19 protein-coding genes, 1 tRNA gene and 1 pseudogene are annotated in these 19,593 nt (G+C 59.4%); 15 read left to right on the top strand and 6 right to left on the bottom strand.

Annotated elements, in window-relative coordinates:
• Positions 1-18 precede the first annotated feature (18 nt).
• Positions 19-231: a helix-turn-helix transcriptional regulator gene (locus tag H096_RS13800; RefSeq protein ID WP_003292745.1), complete on the bottom strand. Its 213-nt coding sequence runs from the start codon at positions 229-231 to the stop codon at positions 19-21.
• A gap of 148 nt (positions 232-379) precedes the next feature.
• On the opposite strand from H096_RS13800, the gene H096_RS13795 reads away from it, so the two are divergent.
• From H096_RS13795 to H096_RS34505, 5 genes and pseudogenes are all read left to right on the top strand, one after another.
• On the top strand, positions 380-613 hold the full coding sequence (locus tag H096_RS13795; protein WP_033898938.1) for a hypothetical protein: 234 nt from the start codon (positions 380-382) through the stop codon (positions 611-613).
• Positions 606-1,766, top strand: a complete 1,161-nt coding sequence (locus H096_RS13790) for a site-specific integrase (protein WP_033898935.1) — start codon at positions 606-608, stop codon at positions 1,764-1,766. The genes H096_RS13795 and H096_RS13790 overlap by 8 nt, the downstream gene beginning before the upstream one ends.
• 11 nt (positions 1,767-1,777) lie before the next feature.
• Entirely contained in the window at positions 1,778-2,062 is a 285-nt protein-coding gene (locus H096_RS13785; RefSeq protein ID WP_033898932.1) for a hypothetical protein, read from the top strand.
• Positions 2,063-2,286: 224 nt separating this feature from the next.
• Positions 2,287-3,768, top strand: coding sequence for a sigma 54-interacting transcriptional regulator (locus H096_RS13780; RefSeq protein ID WP_033898930.1), 1,482 nt, complete (start codon positions 2,287-2,289; stop codon positions 3,766-3,768).
• Positions 3,769-3,816: 48 nt separating this feature from the next.
• Positions 3,817-5,277, top strand: a pseudogene (locus H096_RS34505) (DEAD/DEAH box helicase family protein); the annotation flags it as partial.
• Here the strand turns inward: H096_RS34505 and H096_RS33185 are convergent.
• Together H096_RS33185 and H096_RS34815 are read right to left on the bottom strand one after the other, a co-directional pair.
• Positions 5,234-5,362, bottom strand: coding sequence for a DUF3596 domain-containing protein (locus tag H096_RS33185; RefSeq protein WP_241495498.1), 129 nt, complete (start codon positions 5,360-5,362; stop codon positions 5,234-5,236). The pseudogene H096_RS34505 and the gene H096_RS33185 sit on opposite strands and share 44 nt — an antisense overlap.
• Complete coding sequence (locus tag H096_RS34815; RefSeq protein ID WP_082461562.1) at positions 5,355-5,591, bottom strand: hypothetical protein; 237 nt, start codon at positions 5,589-5,591, stop codon at positions 5,355-5,357. The genes H096_RS33185 and H096_RS34815 overlap by 8 nt, the downstream gene beginning before the upstream one ends.
• A 146-nt stretch (positions 5,592-5,737) precedes the next feature.
• Between H096_RS34815 and H096_RS13770 the strand changes: the two genes are divergently transcribed.
• The gene (locus tag H096_RS13770; protein ID WP_033898926.1) at positions 5,738-5,977 is read left to right on the top strand and encodes a helix-turn-helix transcriptional regulator; all 240 of its coding nucleotides are present in this window, start codon (positions 5,738-5,740) and stop codon (positions 5,975-5,977) included.
• A gap of 181 nt (positions 5,978-6,158) precedes the next feature.
• Here H096_RS13770 and H096_RS13765 read toward each other — a convergent pair.
• A tRNA-Arg gene (locus H096_RS13765) sits at positions 6,159-6,235 on the bottom strand.
• A gap of 371 nt (positions 6,236-6,606) precedes the next feature.
• Here H096_RS13765 and gabD point away from each other — a divergent pair.
• From gabD to H096_RS13750, 3 genes are all read left to right on the top strand, one after another.
• The gene (gene gabD, locus H096_RS13760; protein WP_033898923.1) at positions 6,607-8,049 is read left to right on the top strand and encodes an NADP-dependent succinate-semialdehyde dehydrogenase; all 1,443 of its coding nucleotides are present in this window, start codon (positions 6,607-6,609) and stop codon (positions 8,047-8,049) included.
• A gap of 185 nt (positions 8,050-8,234) precedes the next feature.
• The gene (gabT, locus tag H096_RS13755) at positions 8,235-9,512 is read left to right on the top strand and encodes a 4-aminobutyrate--2-oxoglutarate transaminase (RefSeq protein WP_033898922.1); all 1,278 of its coding nucleotides are present in this window, start codon (positions 8,235-8,237) and stop codon (positions 9,510-9,512) included.
• 139 nt (positions 9,513-9,651) lie between these two features.
• Positions 9,652-10,860, top strand: coding sequence for an HDOD domain-containing protein (locus H096_RS13750; RefSeq protein WP_033898919.1), 1,209 nt, complete (start codon positions 9,652-9,654; stop codon positions 10,858-10,860).
• A gap of 2 nt (positions 10,861-10,862) precedes the next feature.
• On the opposite strand, the gene H096_RS13745 is transcribed toward H096_RS13750, so the two are convergent.
• A complete protein-coding gene (locus H096_RS13745; RefSeq protein ID WP_033898912.1) occupies positions 10,863-11,864 on the bottom strand; it encodes a sensor domain-containing diguanylate cyclase in 1,002 nt (333 codons plus the stop codon).
• 188 nt (positions 11,865-12,052) lie between these two features.
• On the bottom strand, positions 12,053-13,237 hold the full coding sequence (gene desA / locus H096_RS13740) for a delta-9 fatty acid desaturase DesA (protein ID WP_033898911.1): 1,185 nt from the start codon (positions 13,235-13,237) through the stop codon (positions 12,053-12,055).
• A gap of 166 nt (positions 13,238-13,403) precedes the next feature.
• On the opposite strand from desA, the gene dibA reads away from it, so the two are divergent.
• The 6 genes from dibA to H096_RS13710 all read left to right on the top strand — a co-directional run bounded on the left by dibA (position 13,404) and on the right by H096_RS13710 (position 19,582).
• A complete protein-coding gene (gene dibA, locus H096_RS13735) occupies positions 13,404-15,320 on the top strand; it encodes a phosphodiesterase DibA (RefSeq protein ID WP_033898905.1) in 1,917 nt (638 codons plus the stop codon).
• Positions 15,321-15,555: 235 nt separating this feature from the next.
• Positions 15,556-15,738, top strand: a complete 183-nt coding sequence (gene oscA, locus H096_RS13730; protein WP_003170956.1) for a sulfur starvation response protein OscA — start codon at positions 15,556-15,558, stop codon at positions 15,736-15,738.
• 67 nt (positions 15,739-15,805) lie between these two features.
• Positions 15,806-16,816 (top strand): sulfate ABC transporter substrate-binding protein, encoded by a 1,011-nt coding sequence (locus tag H096_RS13725; RefSeq protein ID WP_028615255.1) that lies wholly within the window; start codon positions 15,806-15,808, stop codon positions 16,814-16,816.
• Between the two features lie 77 nt (positions 16,817-16,893).
• Positions 16,894-17,712: a sulfate ABC transporter permease subunit CysT gene (gene cysT, locus H096_RS13720; protein WP_016975029.1), complete on the top strand. Its 819-nt coding sequence runs from the start codon at positions 16,894-16,896 to the stop codon at positions 17,710-17,712.
• 13 nt (positions 17,713-17,725) lie between these two features.
• The gene (gene cysW, locus H096_RS13715) at positions 17,726-18,598 is read left to right on the top strand and encodes a sulfate ABC transporter permease subunit CysW (RefSeq protein ID WP_010214166.1); all 873 of its coding nucleotides are present in this window, start codon (positions 17,726-17,728) and stop codon (positions 18,596-18,598) included.
• Between the two features lie 3 nt (positions 18,599-18,601).
• Positions 18,602-19,582 carry a sulfate ABC transporter ATP-binding protein gene (locus tag H096_RS13710; RefSeq protein WP_033898897.1) on the top strand — a complete coding sequence of 327 codons (981 nt, stop codon included), beginning with the start codon at positions 18,602-18,604 and terminating at the stop codon, positions 19,580-19,582.
• The last annotated feature ends 11 nt before the right edge of the window (positions 19,583-19,593 follow it).

Below are 19,593 nucleotides of genomic sequence, written 5' to 3'. Positions count from 1 at the left end.
CCAAGTCCCGGAGAGCATTCAGCCCTCCGGATCATCCTGCAATTCCAGCAAATCCCCCACCTGGCAGTTCAGGTACTGGCAGATCGTTTCCAGGTCCTTGAGCTCCACCCTCTGCGCGGTCTCGTGATAGAGCCGCGTGAGGGTTCCGCGGTTGATCCCGGTGTCCCTGACCACGTCACTGATCTTCAGTTTCCGCTCGCCCAGTAAGCGAGACAAATGGCACTTGACCATCACAATCTCCAAAAAATGATCTGCAGAAGATCATTTTGTCCTTGCAAAGCTCAAAATGAGCGTTATATTGATCTGCAGGAGGTCATTATGAGGACTCAGAAGCTCATAAGAATCCGCTGTCGTTCAATTTAGCAGAGAGGGCATAACCATGTCTCACACATACCTGATTACCGAGGAACTGGCCACGCGCATGAAGTACGACGCGCGCACCATCCGTAATCGCTTGAAAGATTCAGTCCTGCTGGAAGGGATTCACTACTTCCGCCCCTTTGGCGGCCGCAAGATTCTTTTCATCTGGGAAGCAGTCGAAGAAGACATGCAGAAATTCTCGCGGACTTCTGGGCTGGTGCCGATGGCCGGCGGGGGTATCTGCCATGGGTAAGATTCGAGCGCGTGCCGACAACGAAAAGTTGTTCTTTGACTTCACCTACCTGGATCAGCGCTGCCGCGAGCAGACCACGTTGCCTGATACGCCTGCTAACCGGAAAAAGCTGGAGAAGATCCTTGAGCGCATAGAGGCGGAAATCACCCTCGGCTGCTTCGACTACGCCACCTACTTCCCTCAAAGCAGCAAAGTGCAAGAGATCAGTCGGCTGCAGGCTGGCTGTGCATCGCTGAAAACACCACTGTTCAAGGATTTTGCCGAATTGTGGTTTGAGGAGATGAGGGTCGAGTGGCGTGATACGCACGCCAAAACCGTACGGCTTACTCTCGATAAGCATTTGCTGCCTGAGTTCGGCAAAAAAGAGGTCAGCGCCATCACCAAAGCAGAACTTCTGTCCTTCCGCTCGGCACTCGGCAAAGTCCCCGGGCAGAAAGGTCAGAGTCTGACAGCGACGCGAATCAACCACATCATGACGCCATTGCGCATGATCCTTAGTGAGGCAGCTGACCGCTTCGAGTTTACCTCGCCATACCTCAACATCAAATCACTGAAAGTCCCCAAGACAGACGTGGAGCCCTTCACTCTGGATGAAGTGCTGCAGATCCTCAGCACAGTGCGTGACGATTTCCGCAACTACTACACGGTGCGTTTCTTCACCGGCATGCGCACAGCCGAAGTTGATGGTTTGCAGTGGAAGTACGTCGACTTTCAGCGTCGGCAGATTCTGATCCGTGAAACCTGGGTGGGCGGCAAGCTCGACTACACCAAGAACGACGGCTCACAGCGTGAAATCGACATGTCCGAGCCGGTTTACCAGGCCCTCATCGGCCAGCGGGAGAAAACCGGCAGCGGCCAGTTCGTCTTCTGCACCCGCGAAGGTACGCCGCACGCATACCGCAACATCAACGACCGGGTTTGGTACCCGCTGCTGCGACACCTGGGTTTGCGCAGGCGGTGTCCCTACCAAACCCGCCATACAGCCGCGACCCTCTGGCTGGCGGCTGGTGAAAACCCGGAGTGGATCGCCCGGCAGATGGGACACACCACCACCGAGATGCTGTTCCGTGTCTATTCGCGCTATGTCCCCAACCTGACGCGGCGTGATGGCAGTGCCTTCGACAACCTGATCAAAGCCAATCTCAAGGCCTGAGGAGTTCCACCATGAAACTGATCAAACGTGACAACGTGACCCCTCTGCATCCATCAATGGAGGCTCGCGAGCATAAGTACCTCAAGCATCTGGCTTCAGCCATGAGTCACTACCTCGAGAACCCCCATGGCACTGAGCTTGTTTGCATCCTGGGCTCTGGCTACGAGAAGGATAACCGGCATGCCCTCGAAACCTGGGTCGCCTATCACCGCAACGAAGTTTTCGAAAAACGCCTGGAGGGGCGTAGCTCGCTGGATTACCTGATCGAGAAGCTTGAAAGCCTGTTGGCTAACTAAGTTCACAAGGGGCCGAAAGGCCCCTTCATCGTTCTACCCCGGCAGCAGCTCATACCAATATTTGCTGGGAGCAAAAGCCGTGCTGTTGCTACAGCTCAACTTGAACATCCAGTCAGGCAGTTAAAGACCCGGGTTGAAGGATTGGTTTACTATCCGGACGTGAGCCAGAGCACATTTTCTCCTGCCCGCTGATGGGCAAGAGGGAGGCCGGGAGAACAGGGACAGTGGTAAACAAGCAACGCGTATTGGCCAGTTGGGTTGGCGGGAATGATCTCAAAGCAGTCGCAGGCGCTGAGGCAGGCCCGATCCTGGCGACCCTGAACACGGTTTCCGTTGATAGCGTCGAGCTTCTTTGCTCATACCCCGCCGAGCGCGTTGAGCCATACCTGACCTGGCTACGCCAGCAGGTCGATTTACCCATCACCGCGCATTACGTGTCCTTGTCTTCCCCCGTTCATTTCGGCGAGATCTACCAGGCCGCCAGTCAGCATTTAAAGCGCCTGAGTACTTCCGCAAATCAACTCTCCATTCTGCTCAGCCCCGGTACGCCGGCCATGCAAGCGGTGTGGATTCTGCTGAGCAAAACGCGCTATCCGGCGACCTTCTTCCAGTCCTCCCTTGAACAAGGCGTGCAGCAGGTTGAGGTGCCGTTTGAGATCGCCGCCGAGTATGTGCCAGCCGCCACTGCCATCAGCACCGACAAGCTGGTTCAGCTCGCCGGGCTGGATGCGCCTGTGGATGCAGCCTTCGACAGCATCGTGACGCAGAGCGAGCGCATGCTGACACTCAAGGCGCAGGCACAAATACTGGCGGCCAAGCAGGTGCCGGTACTGATTTACGGCGAAACCGGTACCGGCAAAGAGTTGTTTGCCCGCGCCATTCACAATGCCGGCCCACGTTCTGCTGCGCCCTTTGTGGCGGTGAACTGCGGTGCCATTGTGCCGGAGCTGATCGACTCCACCCTGTTTGGCCACAAGAAGGGCGCATTCACCGGCGCGATTGCAGATCGCCCAGGGGTGTTCCAGCAGGCCCACGGCGGCACGCTATTTCTGGATGAGTTCGGCGAGCTGACACCAGATGTTCAGGTCCGACTGCTGCGCGTATTGCAGGAAGGCACCTTCACCCCGGTAGGTTCCAATCAGGAGCTCAAGGTCGACGTACGGCTGATCACCGCCACTCACCGCAACCTGATGCAGGAAGTCGCTCACGGGCGCTTCCGTGAAGACCTGTTCTATCGCATCGCCGTGGGCGTACTGCACCTGCCGCCGCTTAGAGAGCGCGAAGGGGATCTGCTGTTGCTGTCCGAAGCGCTGCTAGCAGGTATTGCCAACCAGGACACCAGTCTCGGTGATAAGAAAATTTCCGCAGAAGCAAAAAATCTTATCCTTCAGCATCCCTGGCGTGGCAACGTTCGTGAGCTGCAATCCACCTTGTTGCGCGCAGCGCTCTGGTGTCAGGGTGATTTGATTACTGCCCACGATATCGAGCAGGCACTGTTCAAGCTGCCGCAAGCGCAGGCTGATGTATTGGCCATGGATGTTACCCAAGGTATTGATCTACAACAGGTAATTGCTGAGGTGGCAGGGCATTATCTGCGCAAGGCGCTGACGCTTACCGGCAACAACAAAACCCGGGCAGCCAGCTTGCTAGGTCTGAAAAGCCAGCAAACGCTGAGCAATTGGATGGACAAATACGGCATCGAATAAAACTGGCACGGTCCTCGCTATAGGACCGATATGGACAGAATCGCCTTTATGAAATCAGTCAATTTCGAGTTCCTCCGCCCCGGCAACGAGCTGCTGGCCAACCTCGCCGGTCTTGCCGAGGCTGTACTGCACATCGATCCGGGCAGCGCGCTCACCCGTCTGCGCAGCTTTGCCGAAGAGCTGACCAAAGCCATCTATAAGGAAGAACTGCTGCCGCGTATGCCGCAGTCGAGCTTCTACGACCTGGTGAAAAACCCGGTGTTTGTTGATTGCGTCAGCAAGCCGCTGGTGCACCAGATCAACTTCCTGCGCATCCAGGGCAACGACACCGCCCACGGTGCCGAGGGCGATTTGCGCAATGCCCAACTGGCTCTGAAAACGGCCTACCAACTGGCCATGTACATGGCCATCAAGTATTACGGCACCGCGCAGGCTTCGATCCCCGCATTTGCCGAGGTCAAAGACCCAACGGCAATGCTGGCCAGCCTGCAGAAAACCGTCTCCAGCTATGAGAAGGAACTCAACCAGCAGCAGGAAGCGCTGCAGAGCGTGATGGACAAGCTGGAGCAGGAGCGCACCCGCCACCTCGACAAGGTCGACCCGCCTGCCAAGCCTGACCAGCAAAAGCGTCAGCAGCAGAGCCAGCAGGTGGCCGACAGCCTGCAGTGGAACGAAGCCAAAACCCGCGCATTGCTGATCGACGCCATGCTCCTGCAAGCCGGTTGGGATGTCAGCAATCCCGCGCAGGTTGGCCAGGAAGTCGAAGTCGACTTCCCCGGCAACGTTTCCGGCAAGGGCCGTGCGGACTACGTGCTATGGGGCGACAACGGTCAGCCCCTGGCCGTGATCGAGGCCAAGAAATCCGGCAATGTCAGTCTGCAAGCCGGGCGCGAACAGGCGCGCATGTACGCCGACAGTTTCGAGCGCATGGGCATGCAGCGCCCGGTGATTTTCTACAGCAACGGCTACGAGACCTTTATCTGGGACGACAAGCAGTACAACACCTATCGCCCGGTGTACGGCATCTACAGCAAGGACAGCCTGGAATACCTCGCCTATCAGCGCCAGTATCGCGTCCCCACGCTGGAGAAACACAACCCAGAGCTGAGCATTGCCGACCGGCCTTACCAGATCGAAGCGATCAAAACCGTCGCCGCGCACTTCCAGCAGCAGCGCCGCAAAGCCCTGATCATCCAGGCCACCGGCACTGGCAAAACCCGCGTGGCCATTGCCCTGGCTGAATTGCTGCTGCGCACTGGCTGGGCCAAGCGCGTGCTGTTCCTCTGCGACCGCAAAGAGCTGCGCGTGCAGGCCGATGACGCTTTCAAGCAAAACCTGCCCAGCGAGCCACGCTGTGTGATCGGCGAAACCGGCAAGGTCGACCAGACCGCGCGCATCTACATCGCCACCTACCCGGGCATGATGAACCGCTTCGCCCAGCTTGATGTGGGCTTCTTCGACCTGATCATCGCCGACGAAAGCCACCGCAGCATCTACAACAAGTACCGGTGGTTTGCTCTCGACATCGCTTGCCCAGGTAGCGGAAATCAAAGAACAAATTTCCCGTTTCTTTTCGCGCGACGACCTTACCCATGGCAAACACCGCCACTGGCCATTGGGATGCCGAAGCCATTGCCGCGTGAAAACTTCACCATGTCCCGCTCGACAGCTTCCCAGATGAAAAGGATTTTCCGACCGCCAAAAGGACGGAAATAGTGGATGCCTTCCAGCAGCACAGAATCCTTCAAGCGATTTCGAATAGTCCGCGCGTCGTATTTGATGCGCTGAGACAGCTCATCTGTTGTCAGATAAATTTCACTCATTTCTCTCTCCGGACTCAAATGAATCAGATATGAGCTTATTTGCTCAGATGTGATGATAACGGATCATTTAAGACTTTCAAGCTTTTTTTGACTCAAATTTGAGTCGAATGCAAAATGAGTGACCTATCTGGGCAAGGTCACACACCATGATTCGCGTGATGTTCAAACAGCAGCTGGACGAGAAGTCCTTCAGAGAAAAGCGGCGAATCACCCTTCAAGACGTGAGTGATGCCACGGGCATTTCGAGAGCCACGTTGTCGCGCATAGCCAATACGCCCGGTTACAACACCTCGACGGATCACATTGACCTGCTCTGTGAGTATCTGGGGTGCGAGTTGGGCGATTTACTGAAGCGAGTAACTGAGTTACCTGGAGAGGCTGAGTGACGCCTTGCGCGTCACCGCCCATAAAAGCCATTAGTGTCAACCAGCGCCCTGCAGATAAGGGCAGTGGTCAAAATGGTGTCGCTACATTCCGAGTGCCGATTTGGATGGGCACAGAATGGACACATTTTGGACACATGAAAAACAAAAGGGCCTAGGTTTTCACCTAAGCCCTTGTTTTATATGGTGCACCCGGCGGGATTCGAACCCACGACCACTGCCTTCGGAGGGCAGTACTCTATCCAGCTGAGCTACGGATGCTTGTGCGGGCGATATCATACCCATGTCGACCTTGGGCGTCCATGCTGGTCTTTGGGCGTTCACGTGTAGGAATTTGCCGTACAGAGGCCCTAAGCCGGGCACCACCGATCAGGGCGCAGGAACCCGACCCCTCTACGATGATCAGATAAATCCGATAGATGCGTCGTTTTTGTTCTTTTTTTCGAACAGACTATTGCCCTGCACCCCCATTGATCCTAGGATTCGTTTGAGATTTCAAACGCTCTGTCTCCCGCGTGCGCTTTCACTCCTTTTGCGCGCTGGGGCTGATTTCCCTGACGGCAGCCCACAAGGCGCCTTTCAACAACTCTAATTCGCTCCGCGCGCGCGCGGTGCTGTTAAGGAAAGCCGACATGCAGCTTAAAGATGCCCAGTTGTTCCGCCAGCAAGCCTTTATCGATGGCGCTTGGGTCGATGCGGACAACGGTCAAACGATCAAGGTCAACAACCCTGCCACGGGCGAGATTCTCGGCACCGTGCCAAAGATGGGTGCCGCTGAAACCCGCCGCGCCATCGAAGCCGCCGACAAGGCGTTGCCGGCTTGGCGTGCACTGACCGCCAAGGAGCGCGCCAACAAGCTGCGCCGCTGGTTTGAACTGCTGATCGAAAACCAGGACGACCTCGGTCGCCTGATGACCCTCGAACAAGGAAAACCGCTGGCCGAAGCCAAGGGCGAAATCGTCTACGCCGCGTCCTTTATCGAGTGGTTCGCCGAAGAAGCCAAGCGTATCTACGGTGACGTGATTCCTGGCCACCAGCCCGACAAGCGCCTGATCGTGATCAAGCAGCCGATCGGCGTGACCGCTGCGATCACCCCGTGGAACTTCCCGGCCGCGATGATCACCCGTAAAGCCGGCCCGGCCCTGGCCGCCGGTTGCACCATGGTGATCAAGCCGGCTTCGCAAACTCCGTTCTCGGCCCTGGCCCTGGTTGAGCTGGCGCACCGTGCCGGTATCCCGAAAGGCGTCCTGAGCGTGGTGACCGGCAGCGCCGGCGACATCGGCGGCGAGCTGACCAGCAACCCGATCGTGCGTAAATTGTCCTTCACCGGCTCGACCGAAATCGGTCGCCAGCTGATGGCCGAATGCGCCAAGGACATCAAGAAAGTCTCCCTGGAGCTGGGCGGCAACGCGCCGTTCATCGTGTTTGACGACGCGGACCTGGATAAGGCCGTCGAAGGCGCGATCATTTCCAAGTACCGCAACAACGGCCAGACCTGCGTCTGCGCCAACCGCCTGTACATCCAGGATTCGGTGTACGACGCCTTTGCTGAAAAACTCAAGGTTGCAGTGGCCAAGCTCAAGATCGGCAACGGTCTGGAGGAAGGCACCACCACCGGCCCGCTGATCGACGAAAAAGCCGTGGCCAAGGTGCAGGAACACATTGCCGACGCCCTGAAAAAAGGCGCCACGCTGCTGGCCGGTGGCAAGGTGATGGAAGGCAATTTCTTCGAGCCGACCATCCTGACCAACGTGCCGAAAGACGCTGCTGTCGCCAAGGAAGAAACCTTTGGCCCGCTGGCGCCGCTGTTCCGTTTCAAGGACGAAGCCGAAGTGATCGCGATGTCCAACGACACCGAGTTCGGCCTGGCCTCCTACTTCTATGCCCGCGACCTGGGCCGTGTGTTCCGTGTGGCTGAAGCCCTGGAATACGGCATGGTCGGCGTGAACACCGGGTTGATCTCCAACGAAGTGGCGCCGTTCGGCGGCATCAAGGCCTCGGGCCTGGGCCGTGAAGGCTCCAAGTACGGGATCGAGGATTACCTGGAAATCAAATACCTCTGCCTGGGCATCTAATCCGTCCGGCAAGGCATTGCAGTAAACGCAGAGGGCACGAGAGCGCTGACCCTTTGCGTGTTTCACCCCGTTATTCGTAGTGGCCGGGAACGCTGTGGCAGTCGATCATCGCATGCTGCCGCAGTTGCCTCCCCGCCACGTATTCCTTGGACCACGCCACCCGATGAGTGGCGAATGAGGACTTTATGAGCAAGACCAACGCATCCCTGATGAAACGCCGCGAAGCCGCTGTACCCCGCGGTGTTGGCCAGATTCACCCGATCTTCGCCGAATCCGCGAAGAACGCCACCGTGACCGACGTTGAAGGTCGCGAGTTCATCGACTTCGCCGGCGGTATCGCCGTGCTGAACACCGGCCACGTGCACCCGAAAATCATCGCGGCCGTGACCGAGCAACTGAACAAGCTGACGCACACCTGCTTCCAGGTACTGGCCTACGAGCCTTACGTGGAACTGTGCGAAAAAATCAACGCCAAGGTCCCAGGTGATTTCGCCAAGAAAACCCTGCTGGTCACCACCGGTTCCGAAGCCGTCGAAAACGCCGTGAAAATCGCCCGTGCCGCCACTGGCCGTGCTGGTGTGATCGCCTTCACCGGCGCCTACCACGGCCGCACCATGATGACCCTGGGCCTGACCGGTAAAGTCGTGCCTTACTCGGCCGGCATGGGCCTGATGCCAGGCGGCGTGTTCCGCGCGCTGTTCCCGAACGAACTGCACGGTGTGAGCGACGACGATTCCATCGCCAGCATCGAACGCATCTTCAAGAACGATGCCGAGCCGCGTGATATCGCTGCCATCATCATCGAGCCGGTGCAGGGCGAAGGCGGTTTCTACGTCGCGCCTAAATCCTTCATGAAGCGCCTGCGTGAACTGTGCGACAAGCACGGCATCCTGCTGATCGCTGACGAAGTGCAGACCGGTGCCGGTCGTACGGGCACCTTCTTCGCCATGGAACAGATGGGCGTTGCCGCCGACCTGACCACCTTCGCCAAGTCCATCGCTGGTGGTTTCCCGCTGGCGGGTGTGTGCGGCAAGGCCGAGTACATGGACGCTATCGCGCCAGGCGGCCTGGGCGGCACCTACGCCGGTAGCCCGATCGCTTGCGCCGCGGCCCTGGCCGTGATGGAAGTGTTCGAAGAAGAGCACCTGCTGGACCGCTGCAAGGCTGTCGGCGAGCGTCTGGTGACTGGCCTCAAGGCTATCCAGGCCAAGTACCCGGTGATTGGCGAAGTGCGTGCTTTGGGCGCGATGATCGCGGTCGAGCTGTTCGAAGGTGGCGACAGCCACAAGCCAAACGCCGCTGCCGTTGCCGCCGTGGTGGCCAAGGCGCGTGACAAGGGTCTGATCCTGCTGAGCTGCGGCACCTACGGCAACGTGTTGCGCGTGCTGGTCCCGCTGACCTCGCCGGACGAGCAGTTGGACAAAGGCCTGGCGATCATCGAAGAGTGCTTCTCCGAGCTGTAAGCGGAGGCTGACCTGATCGACAGGAAAAACCCGCTTCGGCGGGTTTTTTTATGCCCATCGCCGCACATTCAGGCCGTGTTCATTGTACGTAGGCGTCTGCATTGTCTAAGGTGCAAGCATTGCCGATGGAGCGTGCTGGATGACTGCTGTTGATTTACCCGCTGTACCCCGCGTGTTGATTGCCGAGGCGGACCCTTGGTCGCGGGACCTGCTCAAGCAAGTGTTGTTGAATGTGCGCTGCGACGCGCGGCTGGATGTGTGTGCCGATGGTCAACAGGCGGCGACGTTGCTGCGAGAGAAAGCCTACGACCTGATCCTGGCCGATTGGGAGCTGCCGGGCATTGACGGCTTGAGCCTGCTGCGTAATGTGCGCCAGAAGCGCCGCTCGCCTGCGCTGCCGTTCATTCTGCTGAGCAGTCGCAATGACAGCGCCAGCGTGCGCGAAGCCTTGCCCCTGGCGCCCACGGCGTACCTGACCAAACCCCTGAATATGGAAGGGCTGACCCAGCGCCTGCAAGACCTGCTGCTCAATGAGGGCGAAACGGTGTACTGCGAGATTGCGCCGTTGTCACCGGGCATAACCTTGCCGGTGTTCCTTGAGCGCCGCCGCGAAGCGTCCGATGGCGCACCCTTGCGAGTCGATGTGAAAGCCGCCGTGCAACACAGCCTCGGGCCCGAAGGCCTGGACCTCAAGCGCCTGGAAGACCGGGTGCGCATGGACCCGCAAATCACCGCCGTGCTGATCGCCGCAGCCAACAGCGCCGGCCATCACGGCAACCCCGTGCAAACCCTGCCTGCTGCCTTGCAAAAGCTGGTGCCGGGGCAAAGCATGAACTTGATTCTTGGTCTGGCGCTCAAGCACAACGTGGTGCTAGGTGACCCGGCTCTGGTGGCCTATGCCGAGCGCCATTGGCAACTGTCCCAGGACACCGCCGACTACGCCCGGCGCCTGGCACGCATGTTGGAGCTGGACCACGAACGCTGTTACAGCGCCGGTATCCTCCATCGGCTCGGTGACCTGGCGTTGTTGCGCTGCCTGGAAGACTGGCGCCAGGGCGGCGGTGCGCTGGATGACGAAGCGATTGGTGAATCGCTCTACACCTTTGGTGCCGCCTATGGTTCGGCACTGCGCGCGCGTTGGCGTTTGCCGCTGGAATTGCGCCAATTGATCGCGGCGATTTATTCGTTGGAGGGCGGTGTGTATGCCAGGGATGCACTGGTGGTGAACCTGGCGGCGCAGATGGCGCGTTTGACGGAACATGAAGGCTTGGAAGAGCTGGCCAGGGGCAAGACTGCGCGATTGCTCAAGGTCGGCTTGGCGGAGCTGACGCGGATCCGCAAGGCGTAGCGTCAGCCCGCAACGACGCGATTTTTGCCCAGGCGCTTGGCCTCGTACATCGCCGCATCGGCGCGGGCGAACAGGCTGTCCAGGGTCGAGTCTTGCTCCGTGAGGCTGGCCAGGCCCTGACTGATGGTCACGCTGAACGCCTGGCCTTCATAGCTGAAACCCAACTCCTGGATCTCTTTGCCCAGCCGCTCCGCCACTTGCAAGGCCATCTCCGGCGCGCAACCGGGCAATACGGCAGCGAACTCTTCGCCGCCAATGCGCCCGAACAGGTCGCCACGGCGTAATACCCCGCGGCCGCTCTCGGCGATACGGCGCAACACCTGATCACCTTCCAGGTGGCCATAGCTGTCGTTGACGTCCTTGAAGTCGTCGATGTCCAGCAGCAGGAAGGCCAGCGGCGCACCTTGGGCACAGGCCGTATCGAAGGCTTGGTTGGCACACTCGAAGAAATGCCGACGGTTGCTGCTCTGGGTCAGCACATCGGTGGTGGCCAGGCGGTGCAGCTCCAACTCCATCTGTTTCTTATCGGTGATGTCTTCGGCCATGCCCACCACGATCAACGGCTCGCCGGGCTCGACCTGCTGGTTGATGTAGCACTTGTCGCTCAGCCAGCGGATCTGCCCGTCGGCGGTGATGATGCGGTACTCGCGGTCCTCCACGGCGCCTTGTTCCAGCACGCGGGCCAGGCTGTGCTCGGCGTAGTCGAGGTCTTCGGGGTGAATGCTGTTGCGCCATTCACGATGGTCGGCCAGCAGCAGGCCCGCGGAACGGCCGAAAACGCGTTCATAGGCCGGGCTCACATACAGCACGCGGCGTGTTTCCCAATCGATGGCCCACAGCACGGCGTTCACGCTCACCAGCATCGAACTCAACAGCTGCTCACGCTCGCTCAACCGCTCGACTTCACCCTGGGCATGCACCAGCGCCAACAGGGTCGCGGCGGCAGCCGGACGCGGATGCTCAGCGGTGGGCGGATCGGGCAAGTAGGGATTTTCGTGAACCATCGGCACAACTCTCTCTGGGCGCGCCGCAGGCTGGAGCAGCGGTCACTACAAGGGGCCACCATGATGGCGAAGTGTTCATTGAGAGAGGGGAATTGCAGTGAAGTTCCGTCAACAGGACCGATTGCCGGTGCCCGGTAAATGACGCCAAAAAGCTGATAGGTGGGAGAGCAAGCCCTCCCACCGCACCATCAGACCGCCGCAGGACGCAGCGAATAAGTCTTCAATTGGTGAGCAAAATCCCGCAGGGACTGGATGCCGCTGGCCTCGGCCTCATGCACCCATTCCTTGATCGCCGCGAGCATATCGTGGCCATTGGAACTGGTCTTGAGCCAGATCTGCTGCAGCGCCAGGCGCTTTTCGTAGATCACTTTCAGGGCCTGGCTGTGTTCCAGCATGCTCTGGATACGCACATGGTGGCGGTCATCCAGCAAACTGGTTTCCCGCGACAGCAGGCGCTTGGCACGGTGGAATTGGTGGCGAACGGAGTGATCGACCTTTTCCAGCTCCTGCTTGACCAGTGGGCCGATAACCAACTTGCGGTACTGGGCCATGATCTGGAAGCGGTTGTTGAGGATCGCCATGGCGGTGTCCATGTCCAGGTGGCCCTTGCCTTCCACGCGGTGGGCGATGGGCGCGACGCGTTGCACCTTGGCCAGGCGCAGGAAGCTAAAGACCTTGATCCAGGCCCAGCCCATGTCGAATTCCCACTTCTTCACCGACAGTTTGGCGGAGTTGGGATAGGTGTGATGGTTGTTATGCAGCTCTTCGCCACCGACGATGATGCCCCATGGCACCAGGTTGGTCGCCGCGTCACGGCATTCGAAATTGCGATAACCCACGGCATGGCCCAGACCGTTGATCACACCAGCGGCCCAGAACGGAATCCACATCATCTGGATCGCCCAGATGGTGATGCCGATGGTGCCGAACAGCAGCAGGTCGATCACGCCCATGATTGCCACGCCCAGCAGCGGGTAGGGCGTGTAAATTTTACGTTCGATCCAGTCTTCCGGGCAGTTCTTGCCGTAGATGCGCAGGGTCTCGGGGTTTTCGGCCTCGGCGCGGTACAGCTCGGCGCCTTTGCGCATCACAGTGGACAGGCCCTTGATGACCGGGCTGTGCGGGTCGTCGACGGTTTCGCACTTGGCGTGGTGCTTGCGGTGGATGGCGGTCCACTCGCGGGTGTTCTGCGCCGTGGTCAACCACAGCCAGAAGCGGAAAAAGTGTTTCAGGCCGGCATTGAGCTCCAGGGAGCGATGGGCTGAATAGCGATGCAGATAGACTGTGACCGCAACGATGGTCACGTGGGTCATCAACAGAGTGACCGCCACCAGTTGCCAGGCTGACAGGTCAAGAAAACCGTTGTACCACATAGGCTGTATGGCCCTCAGATAAAGAAAAGAACAGCTCACGCATTATCACTAAGCCTACAGAGAAAACCAGCCGCCCTTTCAGATAGGAGTGACTGGATGTTTCTTATTCTATAATCCGCAGCCTTTGTAGGGCGATTCTGTTTTTTTGGTAAGGATTACTGACCATATGCTGTTTTCATACCGAGGTGCCCTGCGTGCGGGGCTGGTATACCTGCTGGTTTCCGTTCTGTGGATCGGCGTAACCCAACGCCTATTGATCGAGTTTCTCGATAACCCGAGTGAGCTGAACCACTGGCTGCAGGTGCGCGGCTATGTATGGGTGGCGCTCAGCGCTCTGGCGATTTACCTGATCTGCGCTCGGTTTGCCCGGGCCCATCAGCTGCAACAGCCCTTGAAAGAAAACCGCGAACGCCTGCGCCAGGCCGCCGCCGTGTTCGATTGCACCCGCGAAGGCGTGTTGGTGACGGATGCACAGGGGCTGATCGTGCACGTCAACCGGGCCTTCATGGAGATCACCGGCTACAGCCGCGAAGACGTCATGGGGCATCAGGCCAGCCTCTTTAAATCCGGTCGCCATTCGTCGAATTTCTATCAACAGATGTTCCAGAGCCTGGAGCGCACCGGCGAATGGAGCGGTGAAATCTGGAACCGCCGTAAAAGCGGTGAGATTTATCCACAGTGGCAGACCATTCGGGTCATTCACGATGACCAAGGGCAGGTCAGCCATTACGTCGCGGTGTTTTCCGACATCAGCGCCATCAAGGACTCCGAGCACGAACTGGCCCACCTCGCGCACCACGATCCGCTGACCGACCTGCCCAACCGCCTGCTGTTCACCGACCGCGCCGAGCAGGCGCTGGCCTCGGCGCAGATCCACAAGCGCGGTTGCGCCCTGCTGTTGCTGGACCTGGACCACTTCAAGATCATCAACGACAGCCTGGGCCATAACGTCGGCGACCAGTTGCTCAAGCTGGTGGGCGAACGCCTCAAGGCGCTGTTTGGCCCTGGCGTTACGCTGGCGCGCCTGGGGGGAGATGAGTTCGCGGTGCTGGCGGAAAGTTGTCCACAGGTGGCCCAGGCGGCGGGCCTGGCGCAGCGCATGCTGGACGCGATGAAACAGCCCTTTATCTTCGACGGCCACCAGCTGTTTATCAGCGCCAGTATCGGGATAAGCCTGTTCCCCAACGATGCCCTGAGCGCCGAGCAGTTGCTGCGTAACGCCGATTCCGCGCTGTTCAAGGCCAAGAGCGCCGGCCGCGAAGGCTACGCCTTGTACACCGAGGAGCTGACTGCCCACGCGCAAAATCGCGTGGAAGTCGCCAGCGAGCTGCGCCGCGCCCTCGAACAGCAGGAGCTCTGCGTCTATTACCAACCCGTGCACGACCTGCACAGCAGCCGTCTGATCGGCGTCGAAGCGCTGGTGCGCTGGCAGCACCCGGAGCGCGGCCTGGTGCCGCCGGGGGAATTTATCCCGATCGCCGAGCGCACCGGGTTGATTGCCGAGATCGATGCGTGGGTGATGGACCAGGCGTGTCGGCAGATGTGCCAATGGCTGGCTGATGGCGCCCCGCTGAGTTTTATCGCCATCAATGTGTCCAGCCGTCTGTTTGCGCGGCGTGAGCTGTATGAACAGGTCGCCCAGGTGCTGCATGACACGGGTCTGGATCCGGCCTTCCTCGAGCTGGAAGTCACCGAGAGCGCGGTGATGGAAGACCCGGAGGTCGCGCTGGAGCAGATGCACCGTCTCCGGGAGTTGGGGCTGCGCCTGGCGATCGATGATTTTGGTACGGGTTATTCGTCGCTGCTGCGCCTTAAGCGCCTGCCGGTGCAGAAGCTCAAGATCGACCAGGGCTTTGTTGCCGGGTTGCCCGGGGACGAAGATGACGCGGCCATCGTGCGCGTGGTGATCGCCCTGGCTAAAAGCATGGGCATGCAGGTGCATGCCGAGGGGATCGAGCAGGTCGAACAGGCGCGGTTTCTGTTGGATCAGGACTGCGATATGGGGCAGGGGTATTGGTTTGGCCGGCCGATGCCGGCGCAGGAAATTGATTGGTCGCGGGCCCCCGTAATCGGACAGGCATGACGCGATCAATGTGGGAGCCGGGCAAGCCCGGCTCCCACAGGGTTCAGTGGCACCCATAAAGAAGTATTTTCGAGCTGAAAGCTGTTGCAACCCCACGCCCCACCAGAAAATTCTTTCTGGTTATATAAACATTCTTAAATAGTATTTTTAAGAATATCCGCGCTTATCTACTATCGCTCTCACGCCGCAAGCAGTGCCGCCACTGCGAGGCACTATTCATTTCAGGAGCGAGACCATGAGCGCATCTCTACGTAGCGTCGACGGCCAGGACGAAGCAGCCATTTTGCGTGAGATCCAGAGCGCCTTGCGCGATCTGCGGTTTGGCGCGGTGGAAATCACTGTGCACAACGCTCAAGTGGTACAGATCGAACGCAAAGAAAAATTCCGTTTGCAGAACCCGGGTAACAAACCGAGCTAAGCACTGACGGCGATAGACCCGCACTTAATAAGAAAAAGCCAACACCCCAGAATTTTCAGGAGCTTCTATGTCGTCGATTCGCCGTTATGCCCTGGCCGCCCTGGCCAGCGCCGTGTTTGCAGGTTCCGCCGTTGCCAAGGACTACGAGTTGCTCAACGTCTCGTACGACCCGACCCGTGAGCTGTACCAGGACTACAACGCTGAGTTCACCAACTTCTGGAAACAGTCCCACCCAGGTGACAACGTCAAGATCCAGCAATCCCACGGGGGTTCGGGCAAACAAGGCCGCGCGGTGATCGACGGCCTGCGCGCCGACGTGGTCACCCTGGCCCTGGCCGGTGACATCGACGAAATCGCCAAGCTGGGCAAGACCCTGCCGGAAAACTGGCAGACCCGCTTGCCGGACGCCAGTACGCCGTACACCTCGACCATCGTGTTCCTGGTGCGCAAGGGCAACCCTAAAGGCATCAAGGATTGGGGCGACCTGATCAAGAAAGACGTGTCCGTGATCACCCCGAACCCGAAAACGTCCGGCGGCGCGCGCTGGAACTTCCTCGCCGCCTGGGCCTACGGCCTGAAAACCGGTGGCAGCGAAGCCAAGGCCCAGGAATACGTGAAAGAACTGTTCAAGCACGTACCTGTGCTGGACACCGGCGCTCGCGGTTCAACCATCACTTTCGTCAACAACGGTCAGGGTGACGTGTTGCTGGCCTGGGAAAACGAGGCGTTCCTGGCTCTGAAAGAAGATGGTGGCGCTGACAAGTTCGATATCGTCGTGCCGTCCCTGTCGATCCTCGCGGAGCCGCCAGTGGCCGTGGTCGACAAGAACGCCGAGAAAAAGGGCAACACCGAAATCGCCACTGAATACCTGAAACACCTGTACAGCCCGGCTGGCCAGGAGATTGCGGCGAAGAACTTCTACCGCCCACGCGATGCAAAAGTGGCCGCCAAATACGCCCAGCAGTTCCCGAAACTGGACCTGGTGACTATCGACAAAGACTTCGGCGGCTGGAAAACTGCCCAGCCGAAATTCTTTAACGACGGTGGCGTGTTCGACCAGATTTACACCGCGCAGTAAGCCGAGCAACAACCCGCCCACGGAGCCCGCATTCACCTGCGGGTTTTGTGTGTCAGTTCCCTTAACCAAGGACTCTTATGTCGCGTCGTATCTCCCCCGTCATACCCGGCTTCGGGCTGACGCTGGGCTACACCGTGGTGTACCTCAGCCTGATCGTACTCATCCCCCTCGCGGCGATGTTTGTACACGCCGCTCAACTCACCTGGGATCAGTTCTGGAACATCATCTCCGCACCGCGCGTGCTGGCGGCGTTGCAACTGAGCTTCAGCACCGCGCTGTACGCCGCGTTGATCAACGGCGTGATCGGTACGCTGCTGGCCTGGGTGCTGGTGCGCTACACCTTCCCCGGCCGCAAGGTCATCGATGCGATGATCGACCTGCCATTCGCCTTGCCCACCGCTGTCGCCGGGATCGCGCTGACCGCGCTGTACACGCCTAACGGCCTGGTGGGCCAGTTCGCCGCCGACCTGGGCTTCAAGATCGCCTACACCCCGTTGGGTATCACCCTGGCGCTGACCTTCGTCACGCTGCCGTTCGTGGTGCGCACGGTGCAGCCGGTACTGGCCGATATCCCCCGGGAAGTCGAAGAAGCCGCCGCCTGCCTGGGCGCCAAGCCGTTGCAGGTGTTCCGTCACATCCTGGTGCCCGCGTTGCTGCCCGCCTGGTTGACCGGTTTCGCCCTGGCGTTTGCCCGTGGCGTCGGTGAGTACGGTTCGGTGATCTTCATCGCTGGCAACATGCCGATGAAAACCGAGATCCTGCCGCTGCTGATCATGGTCAAGCTCGACCAATACGACTACCGCGGCGCCACGTCCATCGGCGTGTTGATGCTGGTGGTTTCCTTTGTCCTGCTGCTGCTGATCAACTTGTTGCAGCGGCGCATCGAACGTCCATAAGGAGGCGCGGAACATGTCCCAATCGTCTATTTCCGCCGCGTCCTCGGCCAACGCCGCCCGTCGTGGCAGTGCTGCATCGCGACGTATCCTGATCGGCCTTGGCTGGCTGGTGTTTGCGCTGTTTTTGCTGTTGCCGCTGTTTATCGTGGTGACCCAAGGCCTGAAGAACGGCCTCGGCGCGTTTTTTACCGCGATCCTTGAGCCCGACGCGTTGTCGGCGCTGAAGCTCACGGTGATCGCCGTGGTGATTTCGGTGCCGCTCAACCTGGTGTTCGGCGTCAGCGCCGCGTGGTGCGTGAGCAAGTACTCGTTCCGTGGCAAAAGCATCCTGGTGACGCTCATCGATTTGCCGTTCTCGGTGTCGCCGGTGATCGCCGGCCTGGTCTATGTGCTGATGTTCGGCGCCCAGGGCTTCTTTGGCCCGTGGCTGCAGGACCATGACATCCAGATCGTATTCGCCTTGCCCGGCATCGTGCTGGCAACCATCTTCGTCACCGTGCCCTTCGTGGCCCGTGAACTGATCCCGCTGATGCAGGAGCAGGGCACCCAGGAAGAAGAGGCCGCGCGCCTGCTCGGTGCCAATGGCTGGCAGATGTTCTGGCATGTGACCGTGCCGAACATCAAATGGGGTTTGATCTACGGCGTGGTGCTGTGTACCGCACGGGCCATGGGTGAGTTCGGCGCGGTGTCGGTGGTGTCCGGCCACATTCGCGGCGTAACCAACACCCTGCCGCTGCACGTCGAGATTCTCTACAACGAATACAACCACGTTGCCGCGTTTGCGGTGGCGAGTCTGTTGCTGATCCTGGCGCTCTTCATCCTGCTGCTCAAGCAGTGGAGCGAGAACCGTATAAACCGCCTGCGCGCCGGTGCGGCTGAGGAATAATTCATGTCGATCGAAGTCCGTAATGTCAGCAAGAACTTCAATGCCTTCAAGGCCCTGAACAGCATCAACCTGGACATCCAGAGTGGCGAGCTGGTGGCGTTGCTTGGCCCGTCCGGCTGCGGCAAGACCACCTTGCTGCGTATCATCGCCGGCCTGGAAACCCCGGATGACGGCAGCATCGTGTTCCACGGTGAAGACGTCTCCGGCCACGACGTGCGTGATCGCAACGTCGGCTTCGTGTTCCAGCACTACGCGTTGTTCCGCCACATGACCGTGTTCGACAACGTGGCGTTCGGCCTGCGCATGAAACCGAAGAACCAGCGCCCGAGCGAAAGCCAGATCGCGGTCAAGGTGCATGAGCTGTTGAACATGGTGCAGCTGGATTGGTTGTCGGATCGCTACCCGGAGCAGCTGTCAGGTGGCCAGCGCCAACGTATCGCCCTGGCCCGTGCCCTGGCGGTGGAACCTAAAGTGCTGCTGCTCGACGAACCCTTCGGCGCCCTCGACGCCAAGGTGCGTAAAGAATTGCGCCGCTGGCTGGCGCGTCTGCACGAAGACATCAACCTGACCTCGGTGTTCGTGACCCACGACCAGGAAGAGGCCATGGAAGTCGCTGACCGCATCGTGGTGATGAACAAGGGGGTGATTGAGCAGATCGGTTCACCGGGTGACGTCTACGAAAACCCGGCCAGCGATTTCGTTTATCACTTCCTGGGTGATTCGAACCGTTTGCACCTGGGCGAAGATAAACACGTGCTGTTCCGCCCGCATGAAGTGTCGTTGTCGCGGCATGAGCTGGAAGATCATCACGCGGCTGAAGTGCGTGATATTCGCCCGCTGGGTGCGACCACGCGTGTGACCTTGAAGGTTGAAGGCCAGAACGAACTGATCGAAGCCGAAGTGGTGAAAGACCACGATAGCCTGACCGGTCTGGCCCGTGGCGAGACGCTGTTCTTCAAGCCAAAGGTCTGGCAAAAAGCCTAAGCTTAAAAACA

The organism is Pseudomonas sp. FH1, from assembly GCF_000510895.2.
Taxonomy (GTDB): domain Bacteria; phylum Pseudomonadota; class Gammaproteobacteria; order Pseudomonadales; family Pseudomonadaceae; genus Aquipseudomonas; species Aquipseudomonas azotoformans_A.
Note: the sequence above shows the minus strand (reverse complement) of the source record. Positions and strands in the feature narration are given on the sequence as shown.

Coding starts and splice junctions, on each gene's coding strand:
- oscA (WP_003170956.1), top strand. CDS start 15,556: ATGAGCGCATCTCTACGTAGCGTCGACGGCCAGGACGAAGCAGCCATT.
- H096_RS13725 (WP_028615255.1), top strand. CDS start 15,806: ATGTCGTCGATTCGCCGTTATGCCCTGGCCGCCCTGGCCAGCGCCGTG.
- H096_RS34815 (WP_082461562.1), bottom strand. CDS start 5,591: ATGAGTGAAATTTATCTGACAACAGATGAGCTGTCTCAGCGCATCAAA.
- H096_RS13710 (WP_033898897.1), top strand. CDS start 18,602: ATGTCGATCGAAGTCCGTAATGTCAGCAAGAACTTCAATGCCTTCAAG.
- H096_RS13750 (WP_033898919.1), top strand. CDS start 9,652: ATGACTGCTGTTGATTTACCCGCTGTACCCCGCGTGTTGATTGCCGAG.
- H096_RS13770 (WP_033898926.1), top strand. CDS start 5,738: ATGATTCGCGTGATGTTCAAACAGCAGCTGGACGAGAAGTCCTTCAGA.
- H096_RS13745 (WP_033898912.1), bottom strand. CDS start 11,864: ATGGTTCACGAAAATCCCTACTTGCCCGATCCGCCCACCGCTGAGCAT.
- H096_RS13795 (WP_033898938.1), top strand. CDS start 380: ATGTCTCACACATACCTGATTACCGAGGAACTGGCCACGCGCATGAAG.
- cysT (WP_016975029.1), top strand. CDS start 16,894: ATGTCGCGTCGTATCTCCCCCGTCATACCCGGCTTCGGGCTGACGCTG.
- gabT (WP_033898922.1), top strand. CDS start 8,235: ATGAGCAAGACCAACGCATCCCTGATGAAACGCCGCGAAGCCGCTGTA.
- cysW (WP_010214166.1), top strand. CDS start 17,726: ATGTCCCAATCGTCTATTTCCGCCGCGTCCTCGGCCAACGCCGCCCGT.
- H096_RS13800 (WP_003292745.1), bottom strand. CDS start 231: ATGGTCAAGTGCCATTTGTCTCGCTTACTGGGCGAGCGGAAACTGAAG.
- desA (WP_033898911.1), bottom strand. CDS start 13,237: ATGTGGTACAACGGTTTTCTTGACCTGTCAGCCTGGCAACTGGTGGCG.
- dibA (WP_033898905.1), top strand. CDS start 13,404: ATGCTGTTTTCATACCGAGGTGCCCTGCGTGCGGGGCTGGTATACCTG.
- gabD (WP_033898923.1), top strand. CDS start 6,607: ATGCAGCTTAAAGATGCCCAGTTGTTCCGCCAGCAAGCCTTTATCGAT.
- H096_RS13785 (WP_033898932.1), top strand. CDS start 1,778: ATGAAACTGATCAAACGTGACAACGTGACCCCTCTGCATCCATCAATG.
- H096_RS33185 (WP_241495498.1), bottom strand. CDS start 5,362: ATGGGTAAGGTCGTCGCGCGAAAAGAAACGGGAAATTTGTTCTTTGAT.
- H096_RS13790 (WP_033898935.1), top strand. CDS start 606: ATGGGTAAGATTCGAGCGCGTGCCGACAACGAAAAGTTGTTCTTTGAC.